This is a genomic window from Burkholderia sp. 567 (assembly GCF_040545115.1).
GTDB classification, from domain to species: Bacteria; Pseudomonadota; Gammaproteobacteria; order Burkholderiales; family Burkholderiaceae; genus Burkholderia; species Burkholderia ambifaria.
Genome location: NZ_JBEPLG010000008.1, coordinates 199,602 through 219,183 on the forward strand (window position 1 = coordinate 199,602; position 19,582 = coordinate 219,183).

The following is a 19,582-nucleotide window of genomic DNA, read 5'->3' on the forward strand; positions in this document are numbered from 1 at the left end:
CGACCGGAAACGGTACAATGTCGCCCGTTTTCGTGACAGTAGTTTGACAATCTCTCAGGAATCCCATGTTCGGTCGATTCATGCCCACCGAGGGCAAGTTCTTTGAACTCTTCAACGCGCACGCGAAGCACATCGTTTCCGGTGGCCGCGAGCTCGAACTGCTGATCGACAATCTCGCCGACGCCGAGATTCACAAGCAAAACGTGCAAATTGCCGAGAAGGCCGCTGACAAGCTGACGCACGAAGCGATCGATCTGCTGCACAAGACCTTCATCACGCCGCTCGATCGCGACGAGATCCACAAGCTGATCACGACGATGGACGACATCCTCGACCTGATGGAAGACGTCGCGACGGCCGTGTCGCTGTACGACGTGCGCTCCGTCACGTCCGAGGCAAGCCAGCTCGCGCACATCGTCACGCAGTCGGCCCAGCACGTGCAGCAGGCCGTCGGCATGCTGTCCGACATGAAGCAGTCGGCGCAGATCCTCAAGCAATGCGAAGAGATCGACCGCTGGGAGTCGGAGGCTGATCGCGTGCTGCGCTCGGCGATGTCGAAGCTGTTCCGCGAGGAAGACGACGTGAAGACGCTCATCAAGCTGAAGGCGATCTACGAGCTGCTCGAGGAGATCACCGACAAGTGCGAGGACGTCGCGAACATCATCGAAGGCATCGTGCTGGAAAACGCCTGAGCGGACCACGATGCATTCGATACAACTCGCCCTATGGATGGTCGCGACGCTGGTGCTCGTCGCGCTCGTATTCGACTTCATGAACGGCTTCCACGATGCGGCGAACTCGATCGCCACCGTGGTGTCCACCGGGGTGCTGAAGCCCCAGCAGGCCGTCGTGTTCGCGGCCGCGTTCAACGTCATCGCGTATTTCATCTTCCACCTGAAGGTCGCGCAGACGGTCGGCAAAGGCACGATCGATCCGGAGATCGTTGACCACTACGTCGTGTTCGGCGCGCTGATCGGCGCGATCGGCTGGAACGTGATCACGTGGTACTACGGGATCCCGTCGAGTTCGTCGCACGCGCTGATCGGCGGCCTCGTCGGCTCGGCGCTCGCGAAGTCGGGCTGGAGCGCGCTGAACATCGACGGCCTGATGAAGACCGTCGCGTTCATCTTCATTTCGCCGCTGCTCGGCTTCATTCTCGGTTCGCTGTTCATGCTCGGCGTGTCGTGGCTGTATTTCCGCACCGCGCCAAGCAAGGTCGACCGGCGCTTCCGGCGGTTCCAGCTGCTGTCGGCGGGCTTGTACAGCCTGGGTCACGGCGGCAACGACGCGCAGAAGACGATCGGCATCATCTGGATGCTGCTGATCGCGTCGGGCTATGCGTCGGCGACGGCCGATGCGCCGCCTGCGTGGGTGATCGGCGCGTGCTACCTGTCGATGGGCCTCGGCACGCTGTTCGGCGGCTGGCGCATCGTGCGCACGATGGGCCAGAAGATCACGAAGCTCAAGCCGGTCGGCGGTTTCTGCGCCGAAAGCGGCGGGGCGATCACGCTGTTCATCGCGTCGTTCCTCGGTATTCCGGTGTCGACCACGCACACGATCACCGGTGCGATCGTCGGTGTCGGCGCGACGCAGAAGCTGTCGGCCGTGCGCTGGGGCGTCGCCGGCAATATCGTGTGGGCATGGGTGCTGACGATTCCGGCATCCGCGCTGATCGCGGCCGGCGGATGGTGGGTCGGGCACCAGATCTTCTGATTCCGACGCTGTCGCCTCGACACGCAATGCGCCGCCAACCGAAAGGTTGCGGCGCATTTTCTTTGGTGGTCGGGAAAAGTGCGGCGAACGACGCGGTTGCCGCCGACGATGAACCGCGTCAGTAACTGCCGTTCGCGAAGCGGGCGATCGGATCGTCCGCGGTGCCGGTGCGCGCGCTGACGGGCGCGGATTGCGTCGACGCACGCCACACCTGCGCGGGCTCGATGGTGCGCGGCGACGGCGCGGCGGCGGGCGGCGGTTCGTCGTCGAACGCGGCCGCCTGGGCGGCGGTCAGCGCGGTCGTCGGAATCTGCGTGCCGACCTCTGCCGGGACGGCCGCCGCTGCATTCGCGGTCGAGGCGAGCATGTCGCCGTTCGTGGAAGTTGCCTGCTGCCGGGCGGCCTGCATGCGCGGCGGCGGCGGTTCGTACGGATCGGCGGCGGTCGCGGCTGCCGGCGCCACCGCGGCGTTCGATACGACGGCCGCGGCTGGCGCGACCGGAGCGGGAGACGGGGCAGCGCTCGCTTGCGCAGCGGTATAGGCGGGCTGGCGTGGCGCGGCGGCAGTCGCGACAGCGGCCGGTGCGGCCGGCGGCGCGTCGCGTCGTGCCTCGTAGGTCGGCGTATCGAACGGTGCCGGTGTGCCGCGCGGCGGCGCGACACGGCGAATGCCGTCGAAGCGCTTGGCCCAGTACGGGTTCGTCAGGTAATCGAGCCGCACGGTGCCGCCGGTCGACGGCGCATTGACGAAGCGCAGCTTGCCGACATAGATGCCGACGTGCGAATGCGGGCGTCCGGTCGTATTGAAGAAGATCAGGTCGCCCGGCGCTACCTCTTCGGGGTCGATCGACACGCCGCGGCTGCTCATGTCGGCGGTCGTGCGCGGCAGGTTCACGTCGGCCGCGCGGCCGATCACGTAGCGCACGAGCCCGCTGCAGTCGAAACCGCTCGTGGGCGTGTTGCCGCCCCAGCGATACGGCACGCCGACGAGGCTCATCGCCTGGATCGAGATTTCTTCCTGGCCGACGCTGTGATCGACGAATTTCGGGAAATTGGCGGGCGGCGGGAACGCGCGCGGGGTCGTGATCTTCATGCCGGAGGTGCGCGATGCGGACTGCGGCGGCACGCTGGAGCAGGCCGCGAGCAGTGAAACGACGGCGACGGGAACCCAGATTCGAAGCATGAGAAGGCGGACGAGCGCGACGCGCTCGCCAATCGTATGACAACAGACAGACCCGATGGTAGACGTTCCGGCGGGGCTTAGGCAACCATTCCTGAGAATTTACTTGAAGTTTCGCGCGTAAGTGAGGTCGTTGCGTTACGAAGCGTGACCAACGTTTCCGACCCCAAAAATAAAAACGGCGCTCCGGAAACGGAGCGCCGCGTGGCGTCGACGGCCGGCGAGAGCCGGCGTGTCGTGCGTTACAGGATGTCCGACGCGTAGTCGGCGAGCCGCGAGCGTTCGCCGCGCGCGAGCGTCACGTGGCCGCTGTGGCCCCAGCCCTTGAAGCGGTCGACGACGTAGGTCAGGCCCGAGCTGCCTTCGGTCAGGTAAGGCGTGTCGATCTGCGCGATGTTGCCGAGGCACACGATCTTCGTGCCGGGGCCCGCGCGCGTCACGAGCGTCTTCATCTGCTTCGGCGTCAGGTTCTGCGCTTCGTCGATGATCAGGTACTTGTCGACGAACGTGCGGCCGCGCATGAAGTTCATGCTCTTCACCTTCAGGCGCGAACGGATCAGCTCCTGCGTCGCCGCACGGCCCCATTCGCCGGCCGCGTCGTCGGTCTTCTGCAGCACCTCGAGGTTGTCGTCGAATGCACCCATCCACGGCTGCATCTTCTCTTCCTCGGTGCCGGGCAGGAAACCGATGTCCTCGCCGACGGGCACGGTCGCGCGCGTCACGATGATCTCGTTGTAGCGCTTGTCGTCGAGCACCTGCGCGAGGCCGGCCGCGAGCGCGACGAGCGTCTTGCCGGTGCCGGCCTGGCCAAGCAGCGTGACGAAGTCGATCTCGGGGTTCATCAGCAGGTTCAGCGCGAAATTCTGCTCGCGGTTGCGCGCGGTGATGCCCCACACGTTGTTCTTGTGGTGGCTGTAGTCGCGCAGCGTCTGCAGCAGCGCCGTCTTGCCGTTCAGTTCGCGGACGATCGCATGGAACGTCGGCTCGCCGTTCTGCGGCTCGAGATAGACGAACTCGTTGACGAGCATCGACGCGACGAGCGGGCCGGTCACGCGGTAATACGTGGTGCCCGTCTTCGTGTCCTGCCAGCTCTCCATGCCCTTCGCGTGCTTGGTCCAGAAATCCTGCGGCAGCTCGCGCACGCCGTTGTAGAGGAGATCCTTGTCCTCGAGGACCTGGTCGTTGAAGTAGTCTTCAGCGGGCAGGCCGAGCGCGTGCGCCTTGATCCGCATGTTGATGTCTTTCGACACCAGCACGACCTGGCGGTCCGGCCGGTCGCGCTGCAGCGCGCGCACGACGCCGAGGATCTGGTTGTCGGCCTTGCCTTCGGGCAGGCCTTCGATCGGCGCGATGTCCGCGAGCTTCGTCTGGAAGTACAGGCGGCCGAGTGCCTCGCGGCTGCCGAGGCGCGACAGCGGAATGCCGGCCGAGATCGGGCCGCCGTCGGCGACCAGCGAGTCGAGCGTGCGGCTCACCTGGCGCGCGTTGCGCGCGACTTCGGACATCCCCTTCTTGTGATTGTCGAGTTCCTCGAGCGTCATCATCGGCAGATAGACGTCGTGTTCCTCGAAGCGGAAGAGGCTGCTCGGGTCGTGCATCAGCACGTTGGTGTCGAGCACGAACAGCTTCTGCAGTTCGGCTTCGGCCGGCTTGCGGCTGCGCGACTTCGTCGCCGCGCCGGCATCGCGCGCGGGCGCCGCGGACGGTTTGCCGGCGGCCGGCTTGTCGTTGCGTGCAACGACCGGCGCGGCGGGGGCCGCGGGTGCCGCCGGTACGGCCGGCGCCGGCATCGGCTGCAGCAACGCGGCCGTCTGCCGGGACTTGCGGCCGCGTGCGGGCGTGCTTGCGGTGTCGTGCTCCGACGACGCGACGGCGCGCAGCGGTGCGGTCGTGTTCGCGGCTTCGGTCATCGGTTGGGCCACGCTGGCCGGACCGTAGTCACCGGCTGTGGATGCGTCCCCTTCGGCGGATTTCTTCGCGGCTTTCGCGGGCCGCGCTTTCGCCTTGTATTCGTCGGGCGGCAGCAGGCTGCCGAGCTTGCTGGGGGGGGTAGGCAAAGGCATGGTGTCCCTCGGGAGGAATCGTGTCGCATGAAGTGCGCCGCTGATCGCATCCTGCGTGACGTAGACGCATGCAGTTTGCGCGCGGTGGCGCACAGGAATTTCGTCGAGCCGGTTCGCCTAAGTGTCGGTCAACTCCTTGACGAGATGACGGCCGGACCGAGAGCCGGCACGCAGTCCATAAAAAAAGCCGCTGCCCCGTGGACCGGGACATGCGGCTCGGCTGATACCGTCGTGATGCGCGTCAGGTGCCGGCAAGCAACGCAACGGGCACCGGCGCAGCTACGAGAAATATGGGGCGAACTGGCATTCATTGCGGCCCAATATAGCGCGGCTCAAAGCGCTTGTACAGCACTTAGCACGTCGTCCACGTGGCCGGGCACCTTGATGCCGCGCCATGCCTGGCGGAGCACGCCGTCGGCGTCGATCAGGAACGTCGAGCGCTCGATTCCGCGCACTTCCTTGCCATACATTTTCTTCATCTTGATGACGTCGAACAGCGCGCACAGCGCTTCGTCGGCATCGGAAATCAGCGGGAACGGCAGCTCGAGCTTTGCCTTGAAATTGTCATGCGAGCGCAGGCTGTCGCGCGACACGCCGATGACTTCGGCGCCAGCCTTCTTGAACTTCGGATAGAGATCGCGGAACTGCAGGCCTTCGGTCGTGCAGCCCGGCGTGTTGTCCTTCGGATAGAAATACAGGACGAGCTTCTTGCCCTTCAGGCCGGACAGCGAAATGTCGCCACCCGTAGCCGGTGCGGTGAAATCGGGAACTTGACGGTCAACTTCGACGGACACGTGTTTCTCCTGTTGTTATGGAAAGCGCCGCTCGGGCGGCGCGGTTCGGCGGGGGCGCTGCGGCACGCCGCGAGGGCGGGGCGGGCGGTGCCGGCGCGCGCGCACGCTCAGTCGGGCTGGACGATCAGTTCGCCGGAGCGGCCGGGGATTTCGCCCCACGTGACAGGGTACGATGGCAGCGAGTCGCGGTCCAGCGTCGCGTGGTAGTCGCCCATCGTCGCAAACGTATGGCCCTGCGCGCGCCAGCCGGCGAGCAGCTGCTCGAACACCGGCGCGAGCTTCTGGCCTTCCAGTTCCGCGTGCAGCGTGAACACCTGGTCGTGCGGATTGGCTTGCGTGAACTTGAGGATGTGCGCGGCGACGTTGTGCGTGTCGATGCCGTCGATGCCGAGCACTTCGTCGAGCGTCGGCAGCGTGGTCGGCATCTGCACGTGCGACAGCGTGCGGCCGCCGACCACCGGCAGGTACGGCGAATGGCCGCGACCGTCGGATGCGTAGCGCATCCCCCATGCGTCGATCTGCTCGAATGCGGCGTCGTTCATCTGCCAGCCGGCCGCGCCGTGCGTGACGGGCGGTGCGCCGAAGATGTCGATGAAGCGCGCGTGGCTCTTCTGCATTTCACGCGCGGTCCAGTCGCGATCGCGCACGCGCACGTTGTCCTGCCAGTACACGTGATCCCACGTATGGATCCCGCATTCGAAGCCGGCCTCGTGGATCGCGCGCATGTCGGCGATCGCACGGCGGCCGATGTCGGGGCCCGGCAGCAGCACGCCGTACATCAGTTGCTTCACGCCGTAATGCTCGACCACCGACGTGCGCGACACCTTCTTCAGGAAGCCGGGGCGGAACACGCGCCGCAGCGCCCAGCCCGTGTGATCGGGCCCGAGGCTGAAGAGGAAGGTCGCGCGCGCACTGAAGCGGTCGAAGATGCGAGCGAGGTTCGGCACGCCTTCGCGCGTGCCGCGCAGCGTGTCGACGTCGATCTTGAGGACGATACGAGCCAAGCGAGCGTCCCGGTCAGTTCTGCTCGACCAGCGCGCGCGCGTCGGCGACATGGCCGCGATACGCTTCGAAGATCTTGCGCAGTGCGTCGTCGAACGTCGATTGCGGCGCCCACGCGAGTTCCTGCATCGTGTTGTCGATCTTCGGCACGCGGTTCTGCACGTCTTGATAGCCATTGCCGTAGTAGGCGCCCGACGTCGTTTCGACGAGCTGCACCTGCTTCGCGGAGCCCGCGTATTCCGGGTATTCGGCGGCCAGTTCGAGCATCTTGTGCGCGAGCTCGCGAACCGAGAAGTTATTCTTCGGATTCCCGATGTTGTAGATCTTGCCCGACGCGACGCCGTTCTTGTTGTCGATGATCTTCATCAGCGCGCTGATGCCGTCGTCGATGTCGGTGAACGCGCGCTTCTGCGAGCCGCCGTCGACGAGGCTGATGTTCTCGCCGCGCACGATGTGGCCGAGGAACTGCGTGACGACGCGCGAGCTGCCTTCCTTCGGCGTGTAGATCGAGTCGAGGCCCGGGCCGATCCAGTTGAACGGGCGGAACAGCGTGAAGTTCAGGCCTTCCATCCCGTAGCCCCAGATCACGCGGTCCATCAGCTGCTTCGAGCACGCGTAGATCCAGCGCGGCTTGTTGATCGGGCCGTAGGTGAGCGCCGATGCGTCCGGATCGAACTCTTCGTCCGAGCACATGCCGTAGACCTCGGAGGTCGACGGAAACACGAGGTGCTTGCCGTACTTGACGGCCGAACGCACGATCGGCAGGTTCGCCTCGAAGTCGAGCTCGAACACGCGCAGCGGCTGCTTGACGTAGGTCGCGGGCGTTGCGATCGCCACGAGCGGCAGGATCACGTCGCACTTCTTCACGTGATACTCGACCCACTCCTTGTTGATCGTGATGTCGCCTTCGAAGAAATGCATCCGTTCGTGGTTGACGAGGTCGCCCAGCCGATCGGTCTGCATGTCCATGCCGAACACTTCCCAATCGGTGGTTTCAAGAATGCGCTTCGACAGGTGATGGCCGATGAAGCCGTTCACACCCAGGATCAGGACTTTTTTTGCTTTCATGAATGACGGGAAGAATGAATGAACTGCGCGAATTCCGCGGGCGTCACGACGGTTTCGCTGCCGTCGCGCTGCTGCCACAGCTCGAGAATGGATAGGGCGCGGCTGTCGCCGCAGACGCCGAATAGCGCATTATCGCTTACGTGCAGGCCGGGCGGCAAATCTGCCGCCGCCGCGGCGGCCGCGCTGCCGGGCGCCGCCAGGCGCGCGCGGGCGATCACGAAGCGCGTGCCGCCGACGTCGGTGAATGCGCCCGGATACGGGGGCGCGACCGCGCGCACCAGGTTGTAGACCTGCGCGGCTGGCTTCGACCAGTCGATGCGGCCGTCTTCCGGCTTGCGGCCGCCGTAGTAGCTGCCGTTCACGAGCTCGTTCGGCAGGTGCGGCGCCTCGCCCGCGAGCAGCGCCGGCAGCACGCGCCAGAGCGTCTGCTCGGCGGCGACCGTCACCTTGTCGAACACCTGCGCGGCCGTGTCGTCCGGCAGGATCGGCACCGCGGTCTGGCCGATGATCGCGCCGGCGTCCGGCTTCGCGGCCATCTCGTGCAGCGTCGCGCCGGTTTCCGTTTCGCCGTTCAGCACGGCCCAGTTGGTCGGTACCCGACCCCGGTATTTCGGCAGCAGCGAACCGTGCATGTTGTACGCGCCGCGCGGCGCGATCGCGAGCAGGTCCACCGGCAGCATGTGGCGGTAATAGAACGAGAAGATGAAGTCCGGCTGCGCGTCGGACACCGCGCGACGCAGTGCCGGGTCGGCGGGGTCGGCCGGCGTGGCGACGGGAATCCCGTGCTCGGCGGCAACCGATGCGACGCTGCCGAACCAGATGTTCTCGTTCGGGTTGTCCTCGTGCGTGACGACGAGCGCGACGTCGACGCCGCGTGCCAGCAGCACCTGCAGGCAGCGGACGCCGACGTTGTGATACGCGAAGACGACGGCGCGCGGCTTCATTGCGCGGCCTCCGAGCGGTTCATGCCCGGCACCGCCGGGATGCCGTCGTGCTGTTCGAGCACGGCCTGGATCAGGTAGCGCGGCCGCGCACGCACCTGCTGGTAGATGCGGCCGACGTATTCGCCGAGCAGGCCGAGCGCGAAGATGATCACGCCGAGCAGGAAGAACGTGATCGCGAACAGCGTGAACACGCCTTGCACTTCCGCGCCGACGATGAAGCGGCGCACGAGCAGCAGCACGAACAGCGCGGCGGAGCCGAGCGACAGGATCACGCCGATGAACGACAGCCACTGCAGCGGCACGACCGAGAAGCCCGTCACGAGGTCGAAGTTCAGCCGGATCAGGCTGTACAGCGAGTACTTCGACTCGCCCGCGAAGCGCTCCTCGTGCGCGACCTCGATTTCGGTCGGGTTCTGCGCGAACGTGTACGCGAGCGCGGGGATGAACGTGTTGACTTCGCCGCACACGTTGATCGTGTCGATGATGCGGCGGCTGTACGCGCGCAGCATGCAGCCCTGGTCGGTCATCTTGATCCGCGTGATGCGCTCGCGCAGCCGGTTCATCATCTGCGACGCCTTGCGCCGCCACAGGCTGTCCTGACGCTGCTTGCGGATCGAGCCGACGTAGTCGTAGCCCGCGCGCATCTTCTCGATCAGCTTGCCGATTTCCTCCGGCGGGTTCTGCAGGTCGGCATCGAGCGTGATGACGATGTCGCCGCGCGACTGCGCGAAGCCGGCGAGGATCGCCATGTGCTGACCGTAGTTGCCGTTGAGCAGCACGACGCGCGTCGTGTCGGGACGCACGTGGAACTGGTCCGCGAGCATCGCGGCCGAGCGGTCGCGGCTGCCGTCGTTGATCAGGATCACTTCGTACGACGTGCCGAGTGCGTCGAGTGCCGGGTAGAGCCGCGCGAACAGCGCAGCCAGGCCCTCTTCCTCGTTGTACACGGGGATGATGACCGATACCTCCGGGTTCGCGGCGCCCGGATGCCCGGCGCCCGGATGCCCGGCGCGTGCTTCAAGGTGATTCATGTACGCTTATTTTCCGTATTGATCGCAAATCTGGTTGATGGCGTCGGCCACGCGACGCACGTCGTCTTCGGTCATCTGCGTGAAGAGCGGCAGCGTGACGGTCGACGCGCCGTATCGTTCGGCGTGGGGGAACATGCCCTCCTTGAAACCGCGCGCACGATACAGCGTGAAAAGATGGACGGCCGGGTAGTGGACGCCCGTGCCGATCCCGCGTTCCTTCATCTGCGCCATGAAATCGGCGCGCGAGATCGACAACCGCTCGAGCGGCAGCGTGACCTGGAACATGTGCCAGTTGCTGTTCTCGAAATCGGCGACGGGCAGGCCGAGGCCGAGCTTCACGGCCGGGCCGTCGCCGAGCGCGGCGAAATACGCGCGCGCGAGTGCGCGGCGCTGCGCGGTGAAGCGCTCGAGGTGCGGCAGCTGGCCGAGGCCGACGCGCGCGGCGACGTCGGTCAGGTTGTATTTGCCGCCGAGCACGTCGCAGTCCATCCCGTCCAGGCCGGTGCGCGTGATCCCCTGCAGCCGGTACTTCTGCGCGAGCGTCGCCTCGTCCTCGTTGTTCAGCACGAGCGCGCCGCCTTCGATCGTCGTCAGGTTCTTGTTCGCGTGGAAGCTGAACGACACGATGTCGCCGAACGCGCCGATGCGCTTGCCGTGCCACGTCGAGCCGAGCGCCTGCGCGGCGTCCTCGATCACGCGCAGGCTGTGCGCGCGCGCGATCGCGTACAGACGGTCCATGTCGACCGGCAGGCCGGCCAGGTAGACCGGGATGATCGCCTTGGTGCGCGGCGTGATCGCCTGTTCGAGCTTGTCGAGGTCGATGTTGCGCGTGACCGGGTCGATGTCGGCGAACACGGGCGTCGCGCCGGTCTCGAGAATCACGTTGCTGGTCGACACCCAGGTTGCCGGCGTCGTGATCACCTCGTCGCCGGGGCCGACGCCTGCGATGCGCAGGCCGATCTCGAGCGTGCAGGTGCCCGAATTGAACGCGCGGACCGGACGGCCGCCGCAATACTCGGACAGCGCGGCTTCGAATTTCTGGCTTTGCGGGCCGGTGGTGATCCAGCCCGAGCGCAGCACTTCGACGACGCCCTGGATGGTTTCCTCATCGATCTCGGGGCGGGTGAACGGCAGAAACGGAGCGGTAGTCTGGCTCATGAACACGTTAGCCTGTAATGGCGTGTAATAAAGGGGTCGGGCGGTCCGGCCCGAAACCGGCATTAAACACCGGTTGGCGGATTCGTACCGTGATTTTTTGTAGGCGGACGCTTAATGCGCGTGCGTGCACCTGGGCCCGCCGGGCATGCTCAACTGCGCGCGAGCACGAGCACGCCGATCAGGATGATGCCGATCCCGACGAGCCGCTGGACCGACAGCACTTCGCCGAACAGGTACCACGCTGCGAACGCGTTGACCACGTAGCCGAGCGACAGCATCGGATACGCGATCGACACGTCGACCCGCGACAGCCCGAGAATCCACACGACGACGCTCAGCACGTAGCAGGCGAGGCCGCCGATGATCGGCAGCTGGGTCGCGATCTTCAGCCCGACCGGGATGATGTTCGCGCGGCTGAATTCGAAGTGTCCAACTGCGTTGACGCCGGCTTTCAGCAGAAGTTGCGCACAGGCGTTGAGCATCACGCCGGTGACGATGCAGACGAGCGAAACGGGATTCATGCGGTGGACGTCCTTACGATTGCGGTTTCTCGACGATCACGCGGCGGTTGTCGCGCGCGATCACGCGCATCGGCACGCCTTGCTTGACCAGCGTGTCGTACTGGCCGGTCGGCATGATCGCGAGCGCATGGGTTTCCTGCTTCCAGCGTTCGATCCATTGGCCGACGGTCGGGATCCATTTGTTCGGCTCGACCGAGATGCCGAAGGCGAGCTCGTCCTGGCGCTGGACCATGATCGTCGTGTGGCCCATATAGAACGGGAACGTGTGATCGAGCATCTCGATCGAGTAGAACGGCGTGTCGGGCGGCAGCTTCGCCAGTTCGGCGCGCACGGTGGGCGCGAGCAGCGCGCCCGAGCTGTAGCGGCCGAACTCGTCGTGACCGGTGCCGCCGATCGTGCCGAACGCGAGCCACGCGGCGCCGAACGCGGCGATTGCGGCCGCGACGCCCACGCGGCGGTTCAGCCACGCGGCGGCGAGCGTCAGCGCGGCCGCGACCGCGAGGCCCGCGTACAGCCACATCTGGAACGCGCGATACAGCGCGTTCGGCGTGCGGGCGTCACCCTGGTACGCGAGGAAGATGATCCCGAACGCCGCGACGACGAAGAACACGAGGTAGCCGAGCAGGTGGCGGCGGAACCGCTCCGCGGTCATCAGCGGCAGGTATGCGCCGATCATCAGCGCGAGCGCCGGCGCGACCGGCAGCACATACGAGATCAGCTTCGAATGCGATACGCTGAAGAACACGAAGATGAACGCGCTCCAGATCAGCAGCACGAGCATCGGGGAGAAGCCGTTCGGCTGGCGCGGCATGCGCACCGCGTGGCGGATGCTCTGCCACGCGACCGACAGCCACGGCAGGAAGCCGACCAGCAGCACCGGCACGAAGTAGTAGAGCGGGCCCGGGCGGTTCTGTTCCGGGGTCAGGTAGCGGCGGAACTGCTGGACGATGAAGAAGAAGTTGAAGAACTCGGGGTTGCGCTGCTGGACGAGCACGAACCACGGCGTGACGATCGCGAAGAAGATCACGAGGCCGCTCACCAGATAGAGCCGCTTCCACAGCGCCCAGTCGCGGGCGACCAGCGTATAGAGCACCAGCACGGCGCCGGGCAGGATCACGCCGACGAGGCCTTTCGACAGCACCGCGAACGCCATCGCGGCCCAGCACGCCCACATCCAGCCGCGCACCGCGCCCGCGCGCAGCCCGGGGCGCTGCGCGAGCAGCAGCGAGCAGAGCGACAGCGCCATCCAGAACGCGAGCCCCATGTCGAGCGCGTTGAAGTGACCCATCAGGTTCCAGTACGGCGAGCACGCGAGCACGACGGCTGCGAGGAAGCCCGACAGCGGGTTGAACAGGCGCGCGCCGGTGAAGCCGACCAGCAGCACGCCGGCGAAGCTGGCGAGGCCCGTGTAGAGGCGCGCCTGCCATTCGCCGATGCCGAACCACGCGAAGGTCAGCGCGTTCAGCCAGGTCTGCAGCGGCGGCTTCTCGAAGTACTTGTAGCCGTTGTAGCGCGGCGTGATCCAGTCGCCGGTGACGAACATTTCCCGGGCCATCTCCGCGTAGCGGCCTTCGTCGCTCGGGATCAGGTGGCGCAGCCCGAGCGGCGCGAACCAGACGATCGCGAGCGCGATGAACAGAAGGGCGAGCGTGATGCGGTTGAGCGGTAGCCTCGACGGCGTATCGTTCATGGATTTTGAGCCTGTTGGTTGTTGTGATGGGCCGCCGGCGGGTTGCGCCGGGGGCGGGCGGCCTGCCGGGTAGCGATCCGGATGATGATCCGGGGATCGACCCGGTGCGCCGGCCCGTGTTTTACCGCATCGGGGATTAACGTTCAATCAAGAGCGCGGCGGCGACTTTGCGGCCCTCGGCCATCAGGATGTTGTAGGTGCGGCAGGCGGCCTGGAAATCCATCGTCTCGACGCCGATCCGCTTGGCCGTAAGCGCGGCCACGAGCCGCGGGTGCGGGAAGCGCAGCCGCGCGCCGCTGCCGAAGATCACGAGTTCGGGCGCCGGGTCGAGCAGCATCGCGAAATGCTCGGGCGCGAGTGCGTCGAACGACGACACCGGCCATTCCCGCACCGGTGCGCCGGGCAGTACGATGACGCTCCCTTCGTGGCGTTGGAGGTTGACGTCGACATAATCGGGGCCGTAGCCGGTGACGGTGTTGAGCGCGCCGCTCGTGTCCTGGTGCAGTTTCAAATCGTTAATCCGCGGTTTCCGTAGGGGAGTGTCTGGCACGGGCCGCACGGGCCCGGGCGGCCGGTTTCGCGAGCCGGCGCATACGGGACGCCTGACGGCGCGGGCCCGCAGCGGCCATGGTGCATTGCGAAAGTCGGCCAAAATCCGCTAAATTATAACTTTTTGGTCGCCCCCGGGCGCCACTTGCGTCGTGCGTCGTCACAAGCGCCGTCCGACCGCCCGCTTTTTCCCAGTCTAGACAGCGCGCACAGACCGTCCGCTCTCCAGTTTTGATCCCGTCCCCCGGCCGCAAGGCCAACCCAGGAACCGTGTCGTCGTGAAACCGATTCAGAAGTCGAACAAGCTGCTCAACGTCTGCTACGACATCCGTGGCCCGGTGCTCGAGCACGCGAAGCGCCTCGAGGAAGAAGGCCACCGCATCATCAAGCTGAACATCGGCAACCTCGCGCCGTTCGGGTTCGACGCGCCGGACGAGATCATCCAGGACATGATCCGCAACCTGCCGGCGTCGTCCGGCTATTCGGATTCGAAGGGCGTGTTCTCGGCCCGCAAGGCCGTGATGCACTACACGCAGCAAAAGGGCGTGGTCGGCGTCGGCCTCGACGACATCTACATCGGCAACGGCGCGTCCGAACTGATCGTGATGGCGACCCAGGCGCTCCTGAACGACGGCGACGAGGTGCTGCTGCCGGCGCCCGACTATCCGCTGTGGACGGCCGCCGTGAGCCTGTCGGGCGGCACGCCGGTGCATTACGTGTGCGACGAGCAGAACGCGTGGATGCCCGACCTCGACGACATCCGCCGCAAGATCACGCCGAACACCAAGGCGATCGTCGTGATCAACCCGAACAACCCGACGGGCGCCCTTTATTCTGACGAATTGCTGCTCGAGCTGCTCGGGATCGCGCGCGAGCACGGGCTGATCGTGTTCGCCGACGAGGTCTACGACAAGATCGTCTACGACGGGCTCGAGCACACCGCGCTCGGTTCGCTGTCGGAAGACGTGATCACCGTCACGTTCAACAGCCTGTCGAAGAGCTATCGCTCGTGCGGCTACCGCGCGGGCTGGATGGCCGTGTCGGGCCTGGGCGGCGACAATCGCCGGCGCGCGAAGGATTACCTGGAAGGCCTCGGGATCCTGTCGTCGATGCGCCTGTGCGCGAACGTGCCCGGGCAGTTCGCGATCCAGACCGCGCTCGGCGGCTACCAGAGCATCAACGAGCTGATCGTGCCGAGCGGGCGCCTGTACAAGCAGCGCGAGCTCGCGTATGACATGCTCACGTCGATTCCCGGCGTGACCTGCGTGAAGCCGCAGGCCGCGCTGTACATGTTCCCGCGCCTCGATCCCAAGCTCTATCCGATCCAGAACGACCAGCAGTTCATCCTCGACCTGTTGCTCGAGGAGCGTGTGCTGCTCGTGCAGGGAACGGGCTTCAACTGGGCGGCCCCGGATCACTTCCGCGTGGTGTTCCTGCCGAACCTCGACGACCTGACCGATTCGATCAACCGGATCGCGCGCTTCCTCGACGGCTACCGCAAGCGCCATTCCGTCTGAGCGGACGGGTCCCCCGGCATTCAATCATTCATTCTTACTCATCGACCACACGCAGCATGGAACCGATCAAAGTTGGCCTGTTGGGCTTCGGCACCGTCGGCAGCGGCACCTTCACGGTGCTGAACCGCAACCAGGAAGAAATCAAGCGCCGCGCGGGGCGCGGCATCGAGGTCGCGCGCATTGCCGTGCGCAACCCGGCCAAGGCGCAGGCCGCGCTCGGCGGTGACGCCGGCGGCGCGCAGATCACCGATGATTTCAACGCGGTGGTGGACGATCCGTCGATCGCGATCATCGCCGAGATGATCGGCGGCACGGGCATCGCGCGCGAGCTCGTGCTGCGCGCGATCGCGAACGGCAAGCACGTCGTGACGGCAAACAAGGCGCTGCTCGCGGTGCACGGCACCGAGATCTTCGAAGCCGCGCGCGCGAAGGGCGTGATGGTCGCGTTCGAGGCGGCCGTGGCCGGCGGCATTCCGATCATCAAGGCGCTGCGCGAAGGCCTGACCGCCAACCGCATCCAGTACATCGCGGGCATCATCAACGGCACGACGAACTACATCCTGTCGGAAATGCGCGACCGCGGCCTCGACTTCGCGACCGCGCTGAAGGCCGCGCAGGAGCTCGGCTACGCGGAAGCCGATCCGACCTTCGACATCGAAGGCGTCGACGCCGCGCACAAGGCGACCATCATGAGCGCGATCGCGTTCGGCGTGCCGGTCCAGTTCGACCGCGCGTACGTCGAAGGCATCAGCAAGCTCGACGCGACCGACATCCGCTACGCGGAAGAGCTCGGCTACCGGATCAAGCTGCTCGGCATCACGCGCCGCGCCGAAAACGGCATCGAGCTGCGCGTGCACCCGACGCTGATTCCCGAGAAGCGCCTGCTCGCGAACGTCGAAGGCGCGATGAACGCGGTCGTCGTGCACGGCGACGCGGTCGGCACGACGCTGTACTACGGCAAGGGCGCGGGTGCGGAACCGACCGCGTCGGCGGTCGTCGCGGATCTCGTCGACGTCACGCGCCTGCATACGGCCGACCCCGAGCATCGCGTGCCGCATCTCGCGTTCCAGCCGGACCGCCTGTCGAACACGCCGATCCTGCCGATCGACGAAGTGACGAGCGGCTACTACCTGCGCCTGCGCGTGGCCGACCAGACGGGCGTGCTCGCGGACATCACGCGCCTGCTCGCCGAGACGGGCATCTCGATCGACGCGCTGCTGCAGAAGGAATCGGAGCAGGTCGACGACGCGAACGGCGAAACCGACATCGTACTGATCACGCACGAGACGCTCGAGAAGCACGTCAACAAGGCGATCGCGCAGATCGAAAGCCTCGCGACGGTGGTCTCGAAGGTGACGAAGCTGCGCATGGAAGCGCTGAACTGAGGACCAGGAACGACATGAACTACATCTCCACGCGCGGCGCCGGCATCGGCGAGCGCCATACGTTCTCCGACATCCTGCTCGGCGGTCTCGCGAAGGACGGCGGGCTGTATCTGCCGGCCGAGTATCCGAAGGTGTCGGCCGACGAACTCGCGCGCTGGCGCACGCTGCCGTATGCGGATCTCGCATTCGAGATCCTGTCGAAGTTCTGCGACGACGTGCCGGCCGACGACCTGCGCGCGATCACGCGCCGCACGTATACGGCCGCCGTGTACAGCAACACGCGCCATGGCGAGAACGCGTCCGACATCACGCCGCTGAAGACGCTCGGCACCGAGAACGGCACCGCGCTGTCGCTGCTCGAACTGTCGAACGGCCCGACGCTCGCGTTCAAGGACATGGCGATGCAACTGCTCGGCAACCTGTTCGAGTACACGCTCGCGAAGCACGGCGACGCGCTGAACATTCTCGGCGCGACGTCGGGCGACACGGGCAGCGCGGCCGAATACGCGATGCGCGGCAAGGCCGGCGTGCGCGTGTTCATGCTGTCGCCGCACAAGAAGATGAGCGCGTTCCAGACGGCCCAGATGTTCAGCCTGCAGGATCCGAACATCTTCAACCTCGCGGTCGAAGGCGTGTTCGACGACTGCCAGGACATCGTGAAGGCCGTGTCGAACGATCACGCGTTCAAGGCGCAGCAGAAGATCGGCACGGTCAACTCGATCAACTGGGCGCGCGTCGTCGCGCAGGTCGTGTACTACTTCAAGGGCTATTTCGCGGCGACGCAGTCCAATGAAGAGCGCGTGTCGTTCACGGTGCCGTCGGGCAACTTCGGCAACGTCTGCGCGGGCCACATCGCGCGGATGATGGGCCTGCCGATCGCGAAGCTCGTGGTCGCGACCAACGAGAACGACGTGCTCGACGAGTTCTTCCGCACCGGCGCCTATCGCGTGCGCAGCGCGGAAAACACGTATCACACGAGCAGCCCGAGCATGGACATCTCGAAGGCGTCGAACTTCGAACGCTTCGTGTTCGACCTGCTCGGCCGCGATCCGGCGCGCGTGATGCAACTGTTCCGCGACGTCGAGGAGAAGGGCGGTTTCGACCTCGCGGCGAGCGGCGATTTCGCGCGCGTGGCCGAGTTCGGCTTCGTGTCGGGCCGCAGCAGCCACACCGACCGCATCGCGACGATCCGCGACGTGTTCTCGCGCTACGACACGATGATCGATACGCATACGGCCGACGGCGTGAAGGTCGCGCGCGAGCATCTCGACGCGGGCGTGCCGATGGTCGTGCTCGAGACGGCCCAGCCGATCAAGTTCGGCGAGACGATCCGCGAAGCGCTCGATCGCGAAGCCGAGCGGCCGGCCGCATTCGATGGGCTCGAGGCGCTGCCGCAGCGTTTCGAGGTCGTGAAGGCCGACGCGCAACAGGTGAAGGACTTCATCGCCGCGCACACGGGCGCGTAACGCAGCGCCGGGCTGCCGGGCTCCCCCCGGCGGCACAGGACGGCCGGAATGCCGATTCGTCGCACGGATCGGGGTTCCGGCCGTTTCGTTTGGTGGCGACCGCGCGCAGGTCATCCGATGCCGCGCGAAGCCAGTGTCAGTGCCGCGCGTGCGCGCCGATCACAGTTGTCGCATGTCCGCCATATCGCACGTGCGCGCGACGGCGTCGCTACAATGACGTATTGACTCCAACGATCCCCGATTCCCCGATGTCGAACCCGAATTCCGTGGCGCCGCGCGCGCCGATGCTGTCGACCGCGGAAGCGCTCGCCGCGCTGCTCGATGCCGCGAAGCCGCTGCCCGGCGCCGAAACCGTCGCCACGCTCGACGCGCTCGGCCGCGTGCTGGCAGCCGACGTGAGCTCGCCGCTCGACGTGCCGCCGATGCATACGAGCGCGATGGACGGCTATGCAGTGCGGGTCGCCGACCTGCTGCACGGCGAGCGGCGCTTGCCGGTGTCGCAGCGGATCCCGGCCGGCCATCCGGCCGCGCCGCTCGCGGCGGGCACGGCCGCCCGGATCTTCACCGGTGCGACGGTGCCGCCCGGCGCCGACGCCGTCGTGATGCAGGAACAGGCGTCGGCCGACGGCGACGCGGTCGAGATCCTGCATACGCCGAAGGCCGGTGAATGGATCACCGCGCAGGGCGCGGACATCCGCCAGGGTTCGGTGATCCTGCCGGCCGGCACGCGGCTCACGCCGCAGGCGCTCGGCCTGGCAGCATCGGTCGGCTGCGCGCGGCTGTCGGTCGCGCGGCGGCCGCGGGTCGCGGTGTTCTTCACCGGCGACGAACTGACGATGCCGGGCGAGCCGCTGAAGCCCGGCGCGATCTACAACTCGAACCGCTTCACGCTGCGCGGGTTGCTGGAGCGGCTCGGCTGCCACGTGACCGACTACGGGATCGTGCCCGACTCGCTCGCCGCGACCCGCGACACGCTGCGCGAGACCGCGCGCGATCACGACGTGATCCTGACGAGCGGCGGCGTATCGGTCGGCGACGAGGATCACGTGAAGCCGGCCGTCGAGGCCGAAGGGCGGCTCTCGCTGTGGCAGATCGCGATGAAGCCCGGCAAGCCGCTCGCGTTCGGCGCGGTGCGCCGCGGCGACGAGCGTCCCGACGCGCACTTCATCGGGCTGCCGGGCAACCCCGTGTCGAGCTTCGTCACGTTCCTGCTGTTCGTGCGGCCGTTCCTGCTGCGCCTGTCCGGCGTGCGCGACGTCGCGCCGCGCGCGCTGTCGCTGCGGGCGGATTTCTCGCAAAGCAAGGGCGACCGGCGCAACGAATTCCTGCGCGCGCGCGTCAATGCGGCCGGGGGCCTCGACCTGTTCCCGAACCAGAGTTCGGCGGTGCTGACGTCGACGGTCTGGGGCGATGGCCTGATCGACAATCCGCCGCAGCACGCGATCAGCGCGGGCGAGACCGTGCGTTTCATTCCGTTTTCCGAACTGCTGTCGTAACGCGA

The 19,582-nt window shown here is 66.4% G+C and carries 17 protein-coding genes and 1 pseudogene; 7 read left to right on the forward strand and 11 right to left on the reverse strand.

What is annotated here, in order from left to right; translation table 11 throughout:
* The first annotated feature begins 65 nt into the window (after window positions 1–65).
* The gene (locus tag ABIC50_RS23545) at window positions 66–692 is read left to right on the forward strand and encodes a DUF47 domain-containing protein (protein ID WP_006755440.1); all 627 of its coding nucleotides are present in this window, start codon (window positions 66–68) and stop codon (window positions 690–692) included.
* Window positions 693–702: 10 nt separating this feature from the next.
* Window positions 703–1,713 (forward strand): inorganic phosphate transporter, encoded by a 1,011-nt coding sequence (locus ABIC50_RS23550; RefSeq protein WP_011657066.1) that lies wholly within the window; start codon window positions 703–705, stop codon window positions 1,711–1,713.
* Between the two features lie 118 nt (window positions 1,714–1,831).
* Here ABIC50_RS23550 and ABIC50_RS23555 read toward each other — a convergent pair whose 3' ends face one another.
* On the reverse strand, window positions 1,832–2,896 hold the full coding sequence (locus ABIC50_RS23555) for a C40 family peptidase (RefSeq protein WP_354167121.1): 1,065 nt from the start codon (window positions 2,894–2,896) through the stop codon (window positions 1,832–1,834).
* A gap of 239 nt (window positions 2,897–3,135) precedes the next feature.
* Window positions 3,136–4,956 (reverse strand): PhoH family protein, encoded by a 1,821-nt coding sequence (locus ABIC50_RS23560; RefSeq protein WP_012364032.1) that lies wholly within the window; start codon window positions 4,954–4,956, stop codon window positions 3,136–3,138.
* Here ABIC50_RS23560 and ABIC50_RS34010 point away from each other — a divergent pair.
* Window positions 4,852–5,096 (forward strand): annotated as a pseudogene (locus ABIC50_RS34010) (hypothetical protein); the annotation flags it as partial. The gene ABIC50_RS23560 and the pseudogene ABIC50_RS34010 sit on opposite strands and share 105 nt — an antisense overlap.
* 192 nt (window positions 5,097–5,288) lie before the next feature.
* Here the strand turns inward: ABIC50_RS34010 and ABIC50_RS23565 are convergent.
* From ABIC50_RS23565 to ABIC50_RS23605, 9 genes are all read right to left on the reverse strand, one after another.
* Complete coding sequence (locus ABIC50_RS23565) at window positions 5,289–5,750, reverse strand: peroxiredoxin (protein WP_011657063.1); 462 nt, start codon at window positions 5,748–5,750, stop codon at window positions 5,289–5,291.
* A 107-nt stretch (window positions 5,751–5,857) separates the two neighbouring features.
* Window positions 5,858–6,754, reverse strand: coding sequence for a polysaccharide deacetylase family protein (locus tag ABIC50_RS23570; RefSeq protein ID WP_011657062.1), 897 nt, complete (start codon window positions 6,752–6,754; stop codon window positions 5,858–5,860).
* A gap of 13 nt (window positions 6,755–6,767) precedes the next feature.
* Window positions 6,768–7,820, reverse strand: coding sequence for a bifunctional UDP-4-keto-pentose/UDP-xylose synthase (locus ABIC50_RS23575; RefSeq protein ID WP_011657061.1), 1,053 nt, complete (start codon window positions 7,818–7,820; stop codon window positions 6,768–6,770).
* Complete coding sequence (locus ABIC50_RS23580; protein WP_354167123.1) at window positions 7,817–8,764, reverse strand: formyltransferase; 948 nt, start codon at window positions 8,762–8,764, stop codon at window positions 7,817–7,819. Before ABIC50_RS23580 ends, ABIC50_RS23575 begins: the two co-directional genes overlap by 4 nt.
* Window positions 8,761–9,795 (reverse strand): glycosyltransferase, encoded by a 1,035-nt coding sequence (locus ABIC50_RS23585; RefSeq protein ID WP_105834098.1) that lies wholly within the window; start codon window positions 9,793–9,795, stop codon window positions 8,761–8,763. Before ABIC50_RS23585 ends, ABIC50_RS23580 begins: the two co-directional genes overlap by 4 nt.
* Window positions 9,796–9,801: 6 nt before the next feature.
* Window positions 9,802–10,953 (reverse strand): DegT/DnrJ/EryC1/StrS family aminotransferase, encoded by a 1,152-nt coding sequence (locus tag ABIC50_RS23590; protein WP_354167126.1) that lies wholly within the window; start codon window positions 10,951–10,953, stop codon window positions 9,802–9,804.
* 149 nt (window positions 10,954–11,102) lie between these two features.
* Window positions 11,103–11,474, reverse strand: a complete 372-nt coding sequence (locus ABIC50_RS23595; RefSeq protein ID WP_006758361.1) for an SMR family transporter — start codon at window positions 11,472–11,474, stop codon at window positions 11,103–11,105.
* Window positions 11,475–11,487: 13 nt separating this feature from the next.
* Window positions 11,488–13,164: a glycosyltransferase family 39 protein gene (locus ABIC50_RS23600; RefSeq protein WP_175675486.1), complete on the reverse strand. Its 1,677-nt coding sequence runs from the start codon at window positions 13,162–13,164 to the stop codon at window positions 11,488–11,490.
* Between the two features lie 136 nt (window positions 13,165–13,300).
* Window positions 13,301–13,675, reverse strand: coding sequence for an Mth938-like domain-containing protein (locus tag ABIC50_RS23605; protein ID WP_041489817.1), 375 nt, complete (start codon window positions 13,673–13,675; stop codon window positions 13,301–13,303).
* 316 nt (window positions 13,676–13,991) lie between these two features.
* Between ABIC50_RS23605 and ABIC50_RS23610 the strand changes: the two genes are divergently transcribed.
* The 4 genes from ABIC50_RS23610 (at window position 13,992) to ABIC50_RS23625 (ending at window position 19,577) form a co-directional block, all read left to right on the forward strand.
* Window positions 13,992–15,230 carry a pyridoxal phosphate-dependent aminotransferase gene (locus tag ABIC50_RS23610; RefSeq protein WP_006754745.1) on the forward strand — a complete coding sequence of 413 codons (1,239 nt, stop codon included), beginning with the start codon at window positions 13,992–13,994 and terminating at the stop codon, window positions 15,228–15,230.
* A gap of 56 nt (window positions 15,231–15,286) precedes the next feature.
* Entirely contained in the window at window positions 15,287–16,615 is a 1,329-nt protein-coding gene (locus ABIC50_RS23615; protein ID WP_175700439.1) for a homoserine dehydrogenase, read from the forward strand.
* 14 nt (window positions 16,616–16,629) lie between these two features.
* The gene (thrC, locus tag ABIC50_RS23620) at window positions 16,630–18,081 is read left to right on the forward strand and encodes a threonine synthase (protein WP_105834102.1); all 1,452 of its coding nucleotides are present in this window, start codon (window positions 16,630–16,632) and stop codon (window positions 18,079–18,081) included.
* Between the two features lie 248 nt (window positions 18,082–18,329).
* Window positions 18,330–19,577 carry a molybdopterin molybdotransferase MoeA gene (locus ABIC50_RS23625; protein ID WP_354167129.1) on the forward strand — a complete coding sequence of 416 codons (1,248 nt, stop codon included), beginning with the start codon at window positions 18,330–18,332 and terminating at the stop codon, window positions 19,575–19,577.
* Window positions 19,578–19,582 lie beyond the last annotated feature (5 nt).

Coding starts and splice junctions, on each gene's coding strand:
- ABIC50_RS23545 (WP_006755440.1), top strand. CDS start 66: ATGTTCGGTCGATTCATGCCCACCGAGGGCAAGTTCTTTGAACTCTTC.
- ABIC50_RS23550 (WP_011657066.1), top strand. CDS start 703: ATGCATTCGATACAACTCGCCCTATGGATGGTCGCGACGCTGGTGCTC.
- ABIC50_RS23555 (WP_354167121.1), bottom strand. CDS start 2,896: ATGCTTCGAATCTGGGTTCCCGTCGCCGTCGTTTCACTGCTCGCGGCC.
- ABIC50_RS23560 (WP_012364032.1), bottom strand. CDS start 4,956: ATGCCTTTGCCTACCCCCCCCAGCAAGCTCGGCAGCCTGCTGCCGCCC.
- ABIC50_RS23575 (WP_011657061.1), bottom strand. CDS start 7,820: ATGAAAGCAAAAAAAGTCCTGATCCTGGGTGTGAACGGCTTCATCGGC.
- ABIC50_RS23580 (WP_354167123.1), bottom strand. CDS start 8,764: ATGAAGCCGCGCGCCGTCGTCTTCGCGTATCACAACGTCGGCGTCCGC.
- ABIC50_RS23585 (WP_105834098.1), bottom strand. CDS start 9,795: ATGAATCACCTTGAAGCACGCGCCGGGCATCCGGGCGCCGGGCATCCG.
- ABIC50_RS23590 (WP_354167126.1), bottom strand. CDS start 10,953: ATGAGCCAGACTACCGCTCCGTTTCTGCCGTTCACCCGCCCCGAGATC.
- ABIC50_RS23595 (WP_006758361.1), bottom strand. CDS start 11,474: ATGAATCCCGTTTCGCTCGTCTGCATCGTCACCGGCGTGATGCTCAAC.
- ABIC50_RS23600 (WP_175675486.1), bottom strand. CDS start 13,164: ATGAACGATACGCCGTCGAGGCTACCGCTCAACCGCATCACGCTCGCC.
- ABIC50_RS23615 (WP_175700439.1), top strand. CDS start 15,287: ATGGAACCGATCAAAGTTGGCCTGTTGGGCTTCGGCACCGTCGGCAGC.
- thrC (WP_105834102.1), top strand. CDS start 16,630: ATGAACTACATCTCCACGCGCGGCGCCGGCATCGGCGAGCGCCATACG.
- ABIC50_RS23625 (WP_354167129.1), top strand. CDS start 18,330: ATGTCGAACCCGAATTCCGTGGCGCCGCGCGCGCCGATGCTGTCGACC.